At 48.7% G+C, this 13,712-nt stretch carries 18 protein-coding genes; all 18 read right to left on the reverse strand.

The window, feature by feature from the left end; genetic code table 11:
- Window positions 1-24 precede the first annotated feature (24 nt).
- Complete coding sequence (locus AC5YB3_RS06330) at window positions 25-2,094, reverse strand: ClpP-like prohead protease/major capsid protein fusion protein (protein ID WP_494526770.1); 2,070 nt, start codon at window positions 2,092-2,094, stop codon at window positions 25-27.
- The gene (locus AC5YB3_RS06335) at window positions 2,003-3,577 is read right to left on the reverse strand and encodes a phage portal protein (protein ID WP_012196682.1); all 1,575 of its coding nucleotides are present in this window, start codon (window positions 3,575-3,577) and stop codon (window positions 2,003-2,005) included. The genes AC5YB3_RS06330 and AC5YB3_RS06335 overlap by 92 nt, the downstream gene beginning before the upstream one ends.
- A gap of 46 nt (window positions 3,578-3,623) precedes the next feature.
- A complete protein-coding gene (locus tag AC5YB3_RS06340) occupies window positions 3,624-3,833 on the reverse strand; it encodes a DUF6148 family protein (protein ID WP_494526771.1) in 210 nt (69 codons plus the stop codon).
- Window positions 3,834-3,862: 29 nt separating this feature from the next.
- Window positions 3,863-5,860: a phage terminase large subunit family protein gene (locus AC5YB3_RS06345; protein WP_494526772.1), complete on the reverse strand. Its 1,998-nt coding sequence runs from the start codon at window positions 5,858-5,860 to the stop codon at window positions 3,863-3,865.
- Window positions 5,835-6,368 carry a terminase small subunit gene (locus AC5YB3_RS06350; RefSeq protein ID WP_494526773.1) on the reverse strand — a complete coding sequence of 178 codons (534 nt, stop codon included), beginning with the start codon at window positions 6,366-6,368 and terminating at the stop codon, window positions 5,835-5,837. The genes AC5YB3_RS06345 and AC5YB3_RS06350 overlap by 26 nt, the downstream gene beginning before the upstream one ends.
- Window positions 6,322-6,657 carry an HP1 family phage holin gene (locus AC5YB3_RS06355; protein ID WP_012586805.1) on the reverse strand — a complete coding sequence of 112 codons (336 nt, stop codon included), beginning with the start codon at window positions 6,655-6,657 and terminating at the stop codon, window positions 6,322-6,324. Before AC5YB3_RS06355 ends, AC5YB3_RS06350 begins: the two co-directional genes overlap by 47 nt.
- Window positions 6,638-6,886 carry an Rz1-like lysis system protein LysC gene (lysC, locus tag AC5YB3_RS06360; protein ID WP_227257123.1) on the reverse strand — a complete coding sequence of 83 codons (249 nt, stop codon included), beginning with the start codon at window positions 6,884-6,886 and terminating at the stop codon, window positions 6,638-6,640. Before lysC ends, AC5YB3_RS06355 begins: the two co-directional genes overlap by 20 nt.
- Window positions 6,768-7,271, reverse strand: a complete 504-nt coding sequence (locus AC5YB3_RS06365; RefSeq protein WP_494526774.1) for a hypothetical protein — start codon at window positions 7,269-7,271, stop codon at window positions 6,768-6,770. The genes lysC and AC5YB3_RS06365 overlap by 119 nt, the downstream gene beginning before the upstream one ends.
- Window positions 7,252-7,785 (reverse strand): lysozyme, encoded by a 534-nt coding sequence (locus AC5YB3_RS06370; RefSeq protein WP_494526775.1) that lies wholly within the window; start codon window positions 7,783-7,785, stop codon window positions 7,252-7,254. The genes AC5YB3_RS06365 and AC5YB3_RS06370 overlap by 20 nt, the downstream gene beginning before the upstream one ends.
- Before the next feature lie 199 nt (window positions 7,786-7,984).
- Complete coding sequence (locus AC5YB3_RS06375; RefSeq protein WP_259213798.1) at window positions 7,985-8,176, reverse strand: hypothetical protein; 192 nt, start codon at window positions 8,174-8,176, stop codon at window positions 7,985-7,987.
- Between the two features lie 189 nt (window positions 8,177-8,365).
- Entirely contained in the window at window positions 8,366-8,725 is a 360-nt protein-coding gene (locus AC5YB3_RS06380; RefSeq protein WP_311988450.1) for a DUF4406 domain-containing protein, read from the reverse strand.
- A 695-nt stretch (window positions 8,726-9,420) separates the two neighbouring features.
- A complete protein-coding gene (gene orn / locus AC5YB3_RS06385; protein WP_259576816.1) occupies window positions 9,421-10,035 on the reverse strand; it encodes an oligoribonuclease in 615 nt (204 codons plus the stop codon).
- Window positions 10,036-10,043: 8 nt separating this feature from the next.
- The gene (locus AC5YB3_RS06390) at window positions 10,044-10,421 is read right to left on the reverse strand and encodes a hypothetical protein (RefSeq protein ID WP_494526776.1); all 378 of its coding nucleotides are present in this window, start codon (window positions 10,419-10,421) and stop codon (window positions 10,044-10,046) included.
- Window positions 10,408-10,626: a helix-turn-helix transcriptional regulator gene (locus tag AC5YB3_RS06395; RefSeq protein WP_115335513.1), complete on the reverse strand. Its 219-nt coding sequence runs from the start codon at window positions 10,624-10,626 to the stop codon at window positions 10,408-10,410. The genes AC5YB3_RS06390 and AC5YB3_RS06395 overlap by 14 nt, the downstream gene beginning before the upstream one ends.
- 55 nt (window positions 10,627-10,681) lie before the next feature.
- Window positions 10,682-11,947, reverse strand: coding sequence for a tyrosine-type recombinase/integrase (locus AC5YB3_RS06400; RefSeq protein WP_494526777.1), 1,266 nt, complete (start codon window positions 11,945-11,947; stop codon window positions 10,682-10,684).
- Window positions 11,947-12,171, reverse strand: a complete 225-nt coding sequence (locus AC5YB3_RS06405) for a hypothetical protein (protein WP_494526778.1) — start codon at window positions 12,169-12,171, stop codon at window positions 11,947-11,949. Before AC5YB3_RS06405 ends, AC5YB3_RS06400 begins: the two co-directional genes overlap by 1 nt.
- Window positions 12,172-12,173: 2 nt before the next feature.
- Entirely contained in the window at window positions 12,174-12,911 is a 738-nt protein-coding gene (locus AC5YB3_RS06410; protein WP_494526779.1) for an ATP-binding protein, read from the reverse strand.
- A 2-nt stretch (window positions 12,912-12,913) separates the two neighbouring features.
- Window positions 12,914-13,690 carry a helix-turn-helix domain-containing protein gene (locus tag AC5YB3_RS06415; RefSeq protein ID WP_413486275.1) on the reverse strand — a complete coding sequence of 259 codons (777 nt, stop codon included), beginning with the start codon at window positions 13,688-13,690 and terminating at the stop codon, window positions 12,914-12,916.
- Between the last annotated feature and the right edge of the window lie 22 nt (window positions 13,691-13,712).

The raw sequence follows: 13,712 nt of genomic DNA on the forward strand, positions 1-13,712 counted from the left end.
CCATTTATGTCGGTTTAGCGCTGTTTACACGCCTGTTGATTTCACCAAGCCACGATAATCAAGCGGCGCCACACCCGCATCGATGCGCACTTTGGTGGCTACGCCGTCGATAGTGAAGCCCTGTTGCTGCTCGATGTAAGGTGTATCGATACCGTCGAGGTAAGCCACCTCGATAGTGTCACGGCCTTGGCCCGCAGAAAGGAACCACTGCACCGCGCTGTTATCATCTAAACGAGGCTCAGCAATCACTTCGGCAAAGTTTTGAATTGGGTTAGCAATACCTGAATTCACATCGGCACCTTTAACAGAACTGGACTTAATGATCTGGTTAAACGTAGTTTCAAGCGCTACAGGGCACAGTACAAACTCAGGGCGAATATTCAGGTGGCGATTACCCGATTTTTGCTTACGCATTAACATGCGATTGGCATCGAGGGCCGCCACACTTGGCGCACCGGAACCTAAGTTGCCGTGTTCATTATGGAACAGCGTTTTGCCATCAGCCATTGCGGGGTTTTTGGTTAATACCGCATATACCAAATCGCCAATGGTGCCTTTGGCGGCAAAGCCCATTTTCATTGGGATATCAGTCAACATACTCATATCGTCGTTGATAATGGCCTGACGGGTAATGCTGAACAACTCGCCATAGGTAGCCAGCGCGATTTGTTGCGCATGGTCGCCAACGGTGACGTACTTGTATTCCGCACCTTCACGCACTTGGCGCAGGCTATTAAAGTCACCAAGGCCGATACGTTTGGCGATATTAAAGTTGCCTAGTTGACCTTTTTTGGTCCAACGCTCGAAGGTTTCTTCGGCGGTTTCCCAGCCCATTAACACTGACTTATTAGCGACATCTAACAGGATATTGCCAAAGTCGCTTGAACTGTGGGTAAAGGCTAAGCCGACCATCTCCATTTTGTTAAATCCAGCGCAACCAATGCCGCGATCCAACAGTGAAGCGCGTGCCAACTCAAGCATGGAGTAGCTCGAATAGTTGTTGCTAGCTTCAGCTTTTGTATGGCCGGAACGCGCCATTAACTGAGCACGAATTGAATCACCCACGATGTTACCGTTGCTGGCATGAATAATGACACTTTTAGGCTGCACGGCGCACGGCGTAGTGTTCTCACCCAACTTTGCCAAGATCATGTCTTTGGCTTTATCAGCATTGATGTTGGCATCGGCAATACACTGATTACGTAACTCTGCTAACTCAGGAAAGAAAGTAAATGCCGCATTGATACCGTTCATACGCTCAGTATTAAACGCAATCGCAGCCGCTTGAATAGCTGTGGTATCAGGTTGTGTTGCTGCAGGCGCAGGCAACTGAGCATTAGGTGCTGCTGGTGCTGGCACGAGTGGGTTGGGAGCACTGTTACCCTGCGGTGCAAACAGGTTTTTGAGAGCTTCAGGCATATTAGTAAAATCCTTAAGACGTTTTGAATTAAGTGATGCCGCCATTTGCAGCGGATCGGTGAGGGTGTTGGCAAAACCTTTTTCCACTGCTTCGCGCCCAGTTAGCCAAGTTTCAGCGGCTAACAGAGCGTGGAGTTCATCTTCTGACAAGCCTGTTTTGTGTTGGTAGGCGCCCACTAAATTGCCTTCAACCTTATCGAGCAAGTCGGCGTATTTGCGCATATCTTCGGCATCACCGAGAGTTCCGCCCCAAGGCTTATGCACCATCATCATGGCGTTTTCAGGCATGATGACTTCATCAAAAGCCATGGCAATCACACTGGCCATCGAAGCTGCAAGGCCATCGATGTAGCAAACTTTGTGCGCTGGGTGGCCTTTGATCATGTTGTAAATCGCCATGCCTTCGAATACATCGCCGCCTGGCGAATGAATACGGGCGGTAATGGTGCCCACTTTGCCTAGGCCCTGTAGATCACGGGCGAACTGTTGCGCACTAATGCCCCAGCCGCCAATCTCGTCATAGATCATTAACTCGGCATTACCGTTTTGGGCTTTGAGGCTATACCAGCTATTGGCGGGTTTATTACTCTGGTTCAGCGTTGCGACGGGCACGCTCAGCGCTCCGCTTGGCAGCATTGCGCTTAGCATTGCTGATGCTATTGGGGTCTTTTTCACTGTTAGGATCTCCTAGCGAGGGGTCGGGGTCATTGGCCGTGACCATGTTGTTTTCGCGGTTGTAATCCACCTCACGCTTACGCTGGCGTTTTACTTCTGCAGGATTACGGCCACGGGCGCGAGTCCAATCGGCCTCGGTTGCGACGTTGGCAGCGATCATCATTTCCCAGCCTTCGGCCTCTTTGCGTGGGTCAATCCATGGCATGGTGGGCCCGTAGTACACGGCATCAAATAAGGTGCGCATGTCGAGATCAGGCGGTAGCACTAATGGGTCCTGCTTGTTGTGCATTTCCATTTTGAGAAAATTGCGGAACACAGGCCGCGACCAGCCAGCACAAAACCACTGCTGCATAATGCGGTTGGATTCGTCTTGCTCAACCAGCTCTTGGCGCTGGCTTGAATAACTGCCTTTGTAGTCACGGGCAATGCTGGAATAGCTGCCACGGGTACCAGCTGCGGCGGCTTTTAATTGGCCATTACGAAAATCAACTAAGTGCACATTAGGCCGATTGGATTCAATCATGCCAACATCTTCACCGGGCTTGAGATCATCGAAGGTCATGCCAGGTGCAATGGGGATTTCGCGGCTTGACGATTCACCACTTGAGTCAGGAACAAACATGGCGGCATCGCCGCGCTTGATGTAGAACGCCAGCGCGGCCGCAATCCGAGCCGCTACGCGCTCAGATTCCTCATAGTCTTTAATATCGCCAAGGCGGGTTAAAATGCCGTGGAATAAAGAAGCGCCACGCAGCTGGTGCAAGCGTTTAAATAAGCCTAAGTGCATCATGCTCGATGCGGGTATCACTTTGGTTTTGTAGCGAAAGCCGACTTGATCCGCAGGGTGATCGAGCAATACGTGATAGTTAACCACTTGGCCCCAGCCGTTAACCTCTAGCCCTTGGCGTACCCGCTTTGCTGGTTCGTTTAACTCGTAGGGGATAAAGTCGGCCTCTAACGCTTCAATGCTGTATTGAGTGCCTTGCTCGTTTGGGTGGCCGAACTTAGCCACTTTACCCATCACATGCTGGCCGAACACATCACCATCACGCAGGGCGCTACGTAACACCAAACGCTCTAATTCAGGGCGACTAAAGCGGCCAGTAACGTCACACTTAAGCGACCATGCACCGAAACGGCGTTGAATATCGTTGGCTAAGTCATCAAGGATTTCACCGCTAATACTGCGCGGCTGCGGTTCAACCACAATCCCTTGGGCACCGATCACCCGTTCTTCCATGCGGTCGAGAATACCGATACTGAGATCATGATTTTCATCCAGCCAGCGCGCTTGCTCACGCAGGCTTTTACCTGCAGCAAATACCGCTTGGTTTGCCCCGCGACTTTCCTTTTTAGCGCGATGCGTGCGGCTTGGGCTGGCGGCTTCATACCCTTTCAAGTTACGGTAGCTCATCGCGGCCGCTTCACGCTGTAATGCTAAACGCGGGGCAAATATCGCCAGCGCATCATTGATAATGCTCATGTGTTGCTCCGACTTATATCTTTATAAGTGCCCTATTAATGCGGCTTTAGTTGTTGAAACTGGCGTACTTAACCCCGCCCTGTGGCCGACTAAAGGAATTTAATCGGCGCTCCCACTCAAGCCGACCTTTGCGGATTTCGCCTAGGTCCTCTGTGGTCATCGTCTTGCCGTTGATCGTGGTTTGCTTGCCTGCTAACACATCAAGCTCGGCATTAAAGTACGCATCGATCATCTGTTGGCATTGGGTTTGGGTCATGCTGTTATCCTTGGCTTTATTGGCATTAACTACAGCCAACCGCCAGAACTGCCACCACCGCCACCGTTTAGGTAAGCAGCATTCGCATTGGCCTGTTTTGCGGCTTTGGGTTTAGGTTCTTTGGGTTGGTCGCTTGATATGGCGATCGGGGTAACTTGTGAAAGTTTGTCGAGGTTAATGCCGAATTTCTCTATCGCGATATACAACGCGGCCAAGGCGTAAACGAAACAATCTAACGCCTCGTTGCGGCGCTTTTGGTTGTCCCATTTATAGATGACCCGCCCGTTTTGGCGCACCGGCACCTTGCGTTCGCTGGTGAGCTGTTGCAGCTCAACGTCATCACATACCGCTTCGTTTAGCGGAAAGTGAATCGCACCAGGCTTGCGCACATCCACATCAGGGGCAATCCGCAACATCGACATCAACAACTCTTTGGCGTTGTCGGTACCGACCTCCGTTAAGTACACGCCTTTGGCGGTTCGCTTACGGGGGAAGTTGGCGATCGGCTTGCCGTAAACGTTGGCACCTCTAATGGGTATAACCCGCATTAGTCCAAGCTTTTTACTCATGGCGTAAACGTCATCGGTATAGTGGCCGCCTGAGTCCCAACCCACTACGCCAATATTGAGCACAACACCATCGGCACGGGCATAGCTTTGCGCAATACGCTCAGCCACTTTGTCTTTAAGAACTTGATCAGCGGGATCACCATGGAGAATAAAGCGGTCAATTAGCGCCGCCTCTTTACCCGCACCCCAACCCCAAACACGGCCTTCGTAACGGTTATCTTGGGTGTCGATACCTGCCGTTAAATACACTACCCAATTAGGCACTTTGCCACTCGGGTACATTTCGCGGCGCTTCGCTAATTCTTCCCACTCTAAGCGCTCGCCGTTGTCGTTATCCCACGGTTGGCCTAGCTTAGTGTTGACGAAAGTCTGCAGCTTTTCTTTATCGCCTTTAGCTTTAAAGAACTCAGTAACCAGTTTCGCCCAGCTGTTGAGCGAGTTATAGGCCGACCAGATATGAATCGAGATATTGGGCGGCGTGGTGATATCGTTTCCGTCGGCATCATAAAAGTCTAAAAAGTCTTTAGTGCGGATGCCGGTGTTTTCGCATATCCAGATCGCGCTTGTGTGCAGCTCCATATCATCGAGCTGATTGTTTTCGATACAGCAACCACAGTGCTCACACAGATAATAGGCTGTGCTTGGGTCATGTTCTCCCTTGGCGTTTTTATTCCACTTAATGCCAAAGGCTTCTTCAGGGCCACCCCACTTTAAATCCTGCAGTTCGTCACAGTGTGGGCAAGGCAAGCTGAACTTAAAATAGTGCGGTGATTCGCTACAGGCTTTTTCAATCTGGCAGGTACCGAGCACTTTAGGCGTTGAACCGCGAATCGACTTGGGGAACATCGACAGTTCGATACGAGTATCACCAAGCGATGTGGCGTTACCTTCGTGCTCGATGGATTCATCAAAACCCGCTAGTTCGTCGTAGATCACATCATCAGTGGAGATTTCGCGATAGTTAGCAGCAGCGGTACCACCGCGCACCATCAGCGTTTTACCGTTGGTGAAAATCTTATCTTCTAGCGTGCTGTCTTTATGTTTGCGGCCCATCCAAGGTGCAAGCGCGCGCCAAACGGGAATGTCACGAATCGCCGTTTCAACGTGCTTTTTCATGAAGGTTTTGGCTTGACCATCACGAGGCTGATAGATCAGCACGTTGCGCTTTTTGTGTTCAATCTTGTAAGCAGCGTTAGCCATCAGCATTTTGGTGTAACCGACACGCGCTGACTTCATTAAGTTAAGCGTGCTGATTTGGTCGTTACCCATGGCATTAAGAATGCCAATTTGAAACGGTAAACTTTCCCACTTACCCTCGGTGTAAGAGGACTCCGACGACATGTAAAAGTGCTCGTCGGCGTATTGTGAACAGGTGAGCATGGGTGGGCGATAGAACGAACGCAGCCCAGCAGCAACGGCGGCTTTCAGATTTTTAATCTGCGCGGCCGATATACTCATCTAATAAACCCTCAATGCCCTCCGCGAGATCGGCGGCGGTGTTTTGGCTTTTAATTACCTCCGCTTTGATAGCGTCGATTGTGCGTTCTGGAATGTCGGGGAATTTGCGTTTTACCCGTATATGTATTTGATCGAGCACTGGGGCAATTTGCGCCGCAATGCGATTTAGCACAAAGGTGGCAAAACTAACTTCGACCACTTCTTTGAGGTCTTTTTCGTTTTTAATCTCTTGCCCAATTGCTTGTGCCCGAGTTAAGCGCCAGCGTTCGTAGTCCATATCTGGCTTATCGGGATCATCTTCATCGGGTTTAGTGATGGTTTTTTTGCGCTCGTTGGCAACTCTGTTACCAACCACATCGGCCATTTTGTATAAACACACGCGACCGAGCTTGCTGTGCACTGGCACGTCCCACTTATCAAACGCTTGGGTGCTGATCTCAAGGCTTTTGCATAGGTCGGTTTTACTCAGTAGAACAGGCTCGGGTGGTGATGGTTGAATGCGTGCCATGGTGTTCATCTACCTGTTTTAACAGTGCTGCTTTCAGCTGCATCTCCGCTCGGTGTAACTCTTGGGCGCGTAGTTCGTCCTTATCTGTTTGACGTTGCTCACGGCGGCGGCGCAACTCCTGATAAAAAACGTTGGCTAATAGGGTGACGAGCGCGAAGAATATCCCGAGCAAAATGGCGATTTCATTCAACGTAAACGCACCTCCAATTGTGCTCATGAGCGACGATACATAAGCGCTAAACGTCAGCGATTTTTGAGTGGTCACATCATTAATGTATGGATTGTTCATGCTGTTTTTCCATTCGCCATGTTTCGAGTTTCTGCCAATCGGTATCACACTTGGCGATCACGGCTAAGAGTTGAATGATGCAATCGGGCAGATCGGCATTAGCATCTGAACTACATTCGGCTGGCAGGCACTGGCTCATTAATGATTGCGGCGGTAACACATATTGGGTCTGCTTGGTGACTACGGTGCGCGCAATAGGCGGCGTGCTTGAGCAGCCGCTTAACATCATCAGGCACAGCAGTATTAGCCCAACTTCGGGTTTGTTCATTGGCTGAGGTCCTTAGTTTTTTAATGGCGGCTCGCTGATCAGCAAGCTGGCGATCAATCTCAGCCTTGGCTTTAGCGGTTTGTTCATTGAGCGCTAAGACAAAGGCGTAATCCTTAGCAAGCCTGTCACGTTCGATGGCCTGCGCTTGCAGTTCATCGGTGACAACCGTGAGATCATCTTGCAGCATGCGCTGGTTAACGGCGGCAGTTTCAATCTGCGAGTTTTTTAACGCGAGATCAGCTTTAACGGCGGTAAGGCTAAGGCCAAGTAGCGTTATCACTATGATGAGCGCTGCGATTAAATACAGGTGCAGCGAGCCCGTGGCATTAATGATTTTGTTCCACATATAAATCCTTTAAGCAGATTTTACGTTCTTTTTTGCGGCGTTCGACTAAGCCAGGCAACTTGATATCAGCGGCATAGACAAAACCATTACAGCCGTGTTTACCGCATGCATCGGTGAGCTGGTGACAAGCGGCCACCCGTTCGCCGCGCAGTAACAGCTTGCGCAAGGTGGAGTTTTGAAAGTTACCCGCGCCAAAGTTATAAATCAGACTGAGATAAGCAGCGTGCTCACCTTCGGTAAGTTGCACCGGATACGTTAGCCGCCGCAGCTGGCGATCGGCTTTACCTAAATCCTTGGCGAACATTTCAATGCATTGCTGCTCGCTAAAAAACTGGTTGATCTCAAGCTCGGGGCCAGTGTGCCCTAAGCAAGCGGTGATAACTTCCACCGGATCAAGATAGGTGTGCAGAATGGGCTCGCCGTTCGGCGCTTCGGTGGGAGCTATCAAATTAGCCCCAGCCAGCGCGACAGCAGAAGAAAGCCCCAGTGCCACGAGCTTTTGCTTTAATGACATAGGTCAGTCTCCTTTAAAATGAGGTTAGCCTTAGCGCGGCCAACGGTTAGGTCAACGGTGAGGTAGCCGCCTCTAACTGCTGATGTTTTTAGTGTCTTTCAACGTCCGTAGCGGCAATGTCGAACACCACGGCAACACATACCCACCACGACCACCATTGCAGCGGCCGCTTTTGTTCAGCAGGGGTTGGCTAGATTAATTAAGCTTTAGGGACTTCTTTAATAACGATGTAACGTGAATCCCAAATAGTAAGTTCTTTCAACTGAACTTGATAAAGTTCAAATTCTTCTACTAAATTGTCAGGCGCTGAATCAATTCCTTTATCCCAAATCTGAACGACTACCTTGTGATCACTGGTATCAGCATTTTCAACTCGAATACGTTTAGTCATAATCCTCTCCAAAAGCCATAGTCGATACTAGAGCCTGTAAACCGTATAATTCATGCGCTACTGATGCACTAACGGGGCGCGAACCCGACCTGCGTCATGCCGTTATCTTTTCAAGATCGGCCACCTTTCGCTGACTGCGTTGCAATGCGAACTCTCTTTTGCGGTTACACCTGTGAGAAATCAGGCGGCTTAGTAATGGTCCTCGCCATTACCACGCAAACCAATCAGCGCTACTTCATGATCAATCCCCTCTTGAAAGACAATCTCTAAGCTCAGTTTTTTAGCTAACGCATACTCAGCTTTGGCACCGTCAGAACTAGCCCAGTTGTCTAGCAAATAGATTCGCTCGCAACACATCAACATCGGCAAACAAATCGACATGTATTCGGCCTGCGTTAAACCATCAGGCAGCGTCGCCGGATTTAACACTATATGCCCAAGCGCCCGTTGAATATCGGCAGCCAAATGAAACTCAGGGCGATTGCAATCAATCAACCCAGACATAGGGCCAGCGATATAAACCTTTTTACGCAAAGAGACACGAGCCATAAAAACACCAAATAAAAAGGGCCCCTAAAAGGAGCCCTTGGCAGACAAATAACGTGCGACTGAATAAATGTAACCTTAGCAAGCGTATACAAATGTACTCGATTTTAAGGGCCTTGAAAGCGGCAAATGTGCCGCATAAAGCGACAAAAGTGCCGTTTCGGAATTTGTAAATATGTGATACGTGAAAACTTAATCACAGAGGATTTATCATTTTACTTATCGCTTAAGTGATTTGAGTGATAAAAGCAATTAGCTGAATTTACATTTTACTTATCACTTAACTGATTTAGCTATTTTCAGCGGTAGGCAACACGAACCATGAGAACCATATTCCCAACGCCAAGAAAATGGTCACCACGTAAAAAATTCAGATAAGGGGAAATAGGATGATCGAAGGATCAAAAAACGATCTGACAAAGTTGTTATATTCGGCGGCAAAAATGACCATCAAACATCACTAGGCACACACTTAATAAAATTAAGATAAATCAAAATGATAGGTTAACATTTTGTTACTTGAATTTCTTTAGATTTTAGGTGGCTCATAAAACAACAACCAACCTCCCCAAAATTCTCATATGTAGTGAAGCATTGCGCGTCACTGCCCCCGCAGTGAAGGCAGCCGGAAGGACCCGTGATGATAATAGGTCGCATCTAGCTCTGATGATAGCCATTCTCATTTGAGTAGGCCGCGCCTAACCTATTGACAAAGATGATATTTCACAACCAAACAACTCGTCGCGATAGTACTTGAGTTCCGCTATCGACTCCCGAATATCAGCTAAGGCTTCATGCTGATACTGCTTAGCCTTAATCGCATTACGCTCAACCTCAGGCGCCCAAGCTCTAGCTGCGAGCCCTAGTGCTGATATGTCTAGCTGCCTGTAATGCATGTACTCATGAAGCTCAGGCATTTGGCACATGATAAACGAACGATCAAGCATGATTGAGTTACCAGCAAACACCACACCAGTCTTAGCTTTACGGTCATGCTTAGGTATTCCCAGTGCTTTCAGGTGTTCGAGTACCATCTGCTCAGCCTGTGCTAACGATACTGATGAGGCACGAACAGCAGCTAACAACCCACTCTTGGTATGCACATCTATCGCCCACTCATGTGACCTTGCAATGTGTTCATCGTCTTGATGCACAACAACGTGCAGCGCTTCACCCACTTGGTTTAGCTCACTATCAGTCACGATAAAGGCCAGCTCAAAGATAGGGTAATACTCCATACCCAGCATCCCATTGTCTAAGCGGCCGTTCAGTCCACCCGTTTCTAAATCACCAAACAAAAAGAATTGCTCCATCACTCACCTCACTTTACTAATTGAATCTCTGCCCTTCTCAGCCAATACACATACGACTTCTTGCTGTCGAACCCCATCAATGCCCACTGGCCTTTGCACACGTAGCAGGTGCGAATCGCCCGAATACAGTTTGGCGATAAACACTCAATCATCCTATCGAACTGGACCACATGCTTAGGAACGCTCAACTCCCTAACCAACGCACATCCATAAACTTGCACCTCACCTAACTTATCGCAAGCACTGCGATTAGTGAAACCTTTACCGAGTTCTTGGAACGCCCAATAACGCCCCCAAGCATTGAGCCCAGCACGAAGGGCTTTCATGTTGACCAAGTCATCACGCCCATCGGCAACCAATGTCACTCTTAAATTAGATGGCCTCATTCGCTACCTCCGTGATCTGCTCAATCGATAAATGAAAAACATCATCCAAGATGGCAAGAAAATGGTTAGAAGGAACATTGCTTTTGCCGCTCTCCCATCGCTGATAAGTACGTCGATCAACTCCGTAAATCTCAGCCACTTCATGCTGACTAAAGCCCCGAATACCACGCCCAGTTTTTAGAATGATTGCTGACCGATTGCTCATAAAACCACCTTAATTTGTGCCATTGCATACTCTTCTGAGGCTGATGCAACGATCATCACAGCCACCCACTCGCACCAAGGGTTTGAGCACTCCCAACATTCTCAGACGATCTAGGGATTATCTCGGGCGCAACCTCACTAAAACCGAGCGAAATTAAATGCGCGTGATACGCATCAAGCGCACTCAACATGCCCTTATCCAACGTCGAATGAACATAGGTACGCAAAAGCACAGGCAGAGCATGATTAAGCAACCGCTCACCGACCATAGTATCTACGCCCATGTCTTGAATAATCGTGCGGCAAAGCTTGCGCAAATCATGCGAGGTAAACTCCTTAAACCGAATCGTCTCACTCCAATAATGCGCAGTGCGCTGGCTAATAGCGCCAACATCACCCGCAAACAAAAACGCCCGCTTACCCACATTTTTAAGCTGCCACTGCAAATAATGCTGAATAAGCGCCTTAGCCGTAGGCGTTAACGGTAGCCGGTGCTCTTGGCGGTTCTTCGCGTTCGCCGCAGGAATAAACCAATACTCACCCGCAAAATGCTCCCATCGTGCCAAACGGGTTTCACCAATGCGGGTACCGAACATCAGCATCAGCATAAACAGCATCGCAACAGGCATCAGCGCATCACGCAAAGCGATGAACAACGGGCCTAAGTCAGACTCCATCAACCGCGTATCAGGCTTAGGTGATATGGTTAAACTCATCGTCACTCGATACCCCATCAAAGGATTAAGCAATAACAACCTAAAATCAGCAGCCAAACTCAAGGCCCGCTTAAGCACATTCACACACAAACGGATGTAATGCGGGGCATAACCCTCATTCAGCATCACCTTCACCAACGCACAATCGACCAGCAAAAACGACAACTCAGTCAAGGCCAGATCACCCAATTTAGGCAACAGCTGCTTACTCATAATCGACTTACAGTTATCGCGCCAACTCAGGCTTAAGGTCGTATTACCCTCTAAATGATTGCGGTACCAGACCAGTAAATCAGTCACAGTCGCAAACTCACCGCGCAACACATCGGCGCCCGCACTGCGCTTAGCCAACATCACAGGTAAATCCGCTAAAAACGTCTTAATGCACATACTCGGCCACACGCCTTGCTTCTTCCAAACCGTTTTATCGCCCTCATTGATCACCAAATGCACGCTCGCCTTAGACCTATCAGCCGTTGCCCGTAAACGCAGCTCAGGAAACTGCGGATCACGAAAATCCCGCGTCAAACCGCCACGTAACCAACGGCGCAGCGATGCATCGTTCAACTTACCCACCTCAACCCCGCTCGCTGGCTTAACCATCATCACGCCTCCAACCGATATTCAAACGTATGCGTAGTGCCTTCGCGCAAGCGCTTAACCCGCTTATTCAATGGCATACCACGAAAGCGGGCACTCAAAGCAGTCTCACTATCGCGCGACCCGAACCGGCTAAAACATTCCTGTTGAATCTCAAACAAGGTCCAATAACGATTACCCGTGATGATCTTCTGCAACCGTTGCAACTGAGTTAATGGTTTAGTTGACATAATTAAGCCCCCTTATTGCCGCGATAACTCGGCCAATCAAACTTAACGGCCACAGTCGCCGCATCCTTCAAACGCTCATACGCGCGCTCACCCAGCATCGATTGCAACTCACTCATGTCCAAATTAGTGATAAAACCCGTAGATTTAAGGCCGTATAAGCGCTTATCGATGATCCGCGTTAACCACAGCATTTCGTCAACACTGCCGCGCTGTAATCCAATCTCATCGATGATCAACAACTCAGGACGCATAAATTCAGCAATCAAACGTTCTTCACTCAGCGAACGGTCGTTATAGCTCTCACGTACCCGAGCAAATAAATCCATCACACTCAACAACACAACAGAGTGATGCCTTGCCATCAACGCATTGGCGATCGCCGCAGCCAAATGGTTTTTCCCCGTGCCAGGCGTACCAATAAACAAAAAACCCTTACCAACCGCCGACAACTCAACAAACTTCTCCACAAACCGCTTAGCCACATCAAGCGCCTTACGCTGGTCAGCACGTTCAACCTTATAATTTTCAAAGGAACAACTTAAAAAATGCGCATTTAAGCCACTCTTGCCAAACAAAGCGTTATTCAAACGACTACGATGCTCATTCGACTTAATAACCTCATCACGGCGTTGTAACTCGCGGATTTTTTGACGATGAACCTCAGGCGGATCAGGCTGAATATGCTTAGGTGCCCCTAATCTTTTTAATAACTTACTCACTTCGCTGCTCATATCCATCATCGTCACAGCTCCGTATTAAAAAAGTCGCCAATCGAATCAAAACGCCCGCCAGTCTCACTGTGCACCGCAATACCCAAATGCGCACAAGCAGCCTTAGGCAACGGTGTTAGCCAATGGCGTTCGCGGATGAACTTGGTAATACCCAACACAAACTGGCCGTTAGCACTAAATCCCCAACTCGAATCAACAGCTGCAGCGTTCTTTAGCCACTCAACCGCCAAAACACAATCTTGGTCAGTCAGCTTTTCAGACTTCCACGCTTTCCACGCAGCAGCATCCGAACCGCCTTTGCGGTGGGCTGGATATGCTTTGAAAAACGCATTGAAAACCGACTTAGCACTCGTTGTAGGACAAGAGTCTTTTAAAGATTCATTGACTGGTTCTAATGACTGGTTACGGATCCCGTTTTCGGGATCATTCAAAGTCCCGTTTTTGGGATCATTCAAAGTCCCGTTTTCGGGAATATTACCGTTTTTGGGAATGTTCCCGTTTTTTGGTTCGTTTAAAATGAAGGTTTCTAAGTTGAGTTTTAACACTCGTACTCGTTGAGTAGGGCCTCTTTTTTTACCCGTATCTTGCACTAAACCTATCTCTATTAATTTCAAAATACCTGACTGAACGGTTTTCTTATCTAATGAAGTATCTTGAGTTAAACGTGCAATACTTGGGTAGCAAAGGTGGTATTCATCTGCTCTATCAGCCATGGATAACAGCAGTATTTTTAAACTTGCTGGTTTAATTAACTGGTCCCATGCCCAGTCGGTAGCTTTTCTACTCATGCGCAACACTCCAATGCAAGCA

It is taken from the genome of Shewanella sp. 1311 (genome assembly GCF_059338235.1).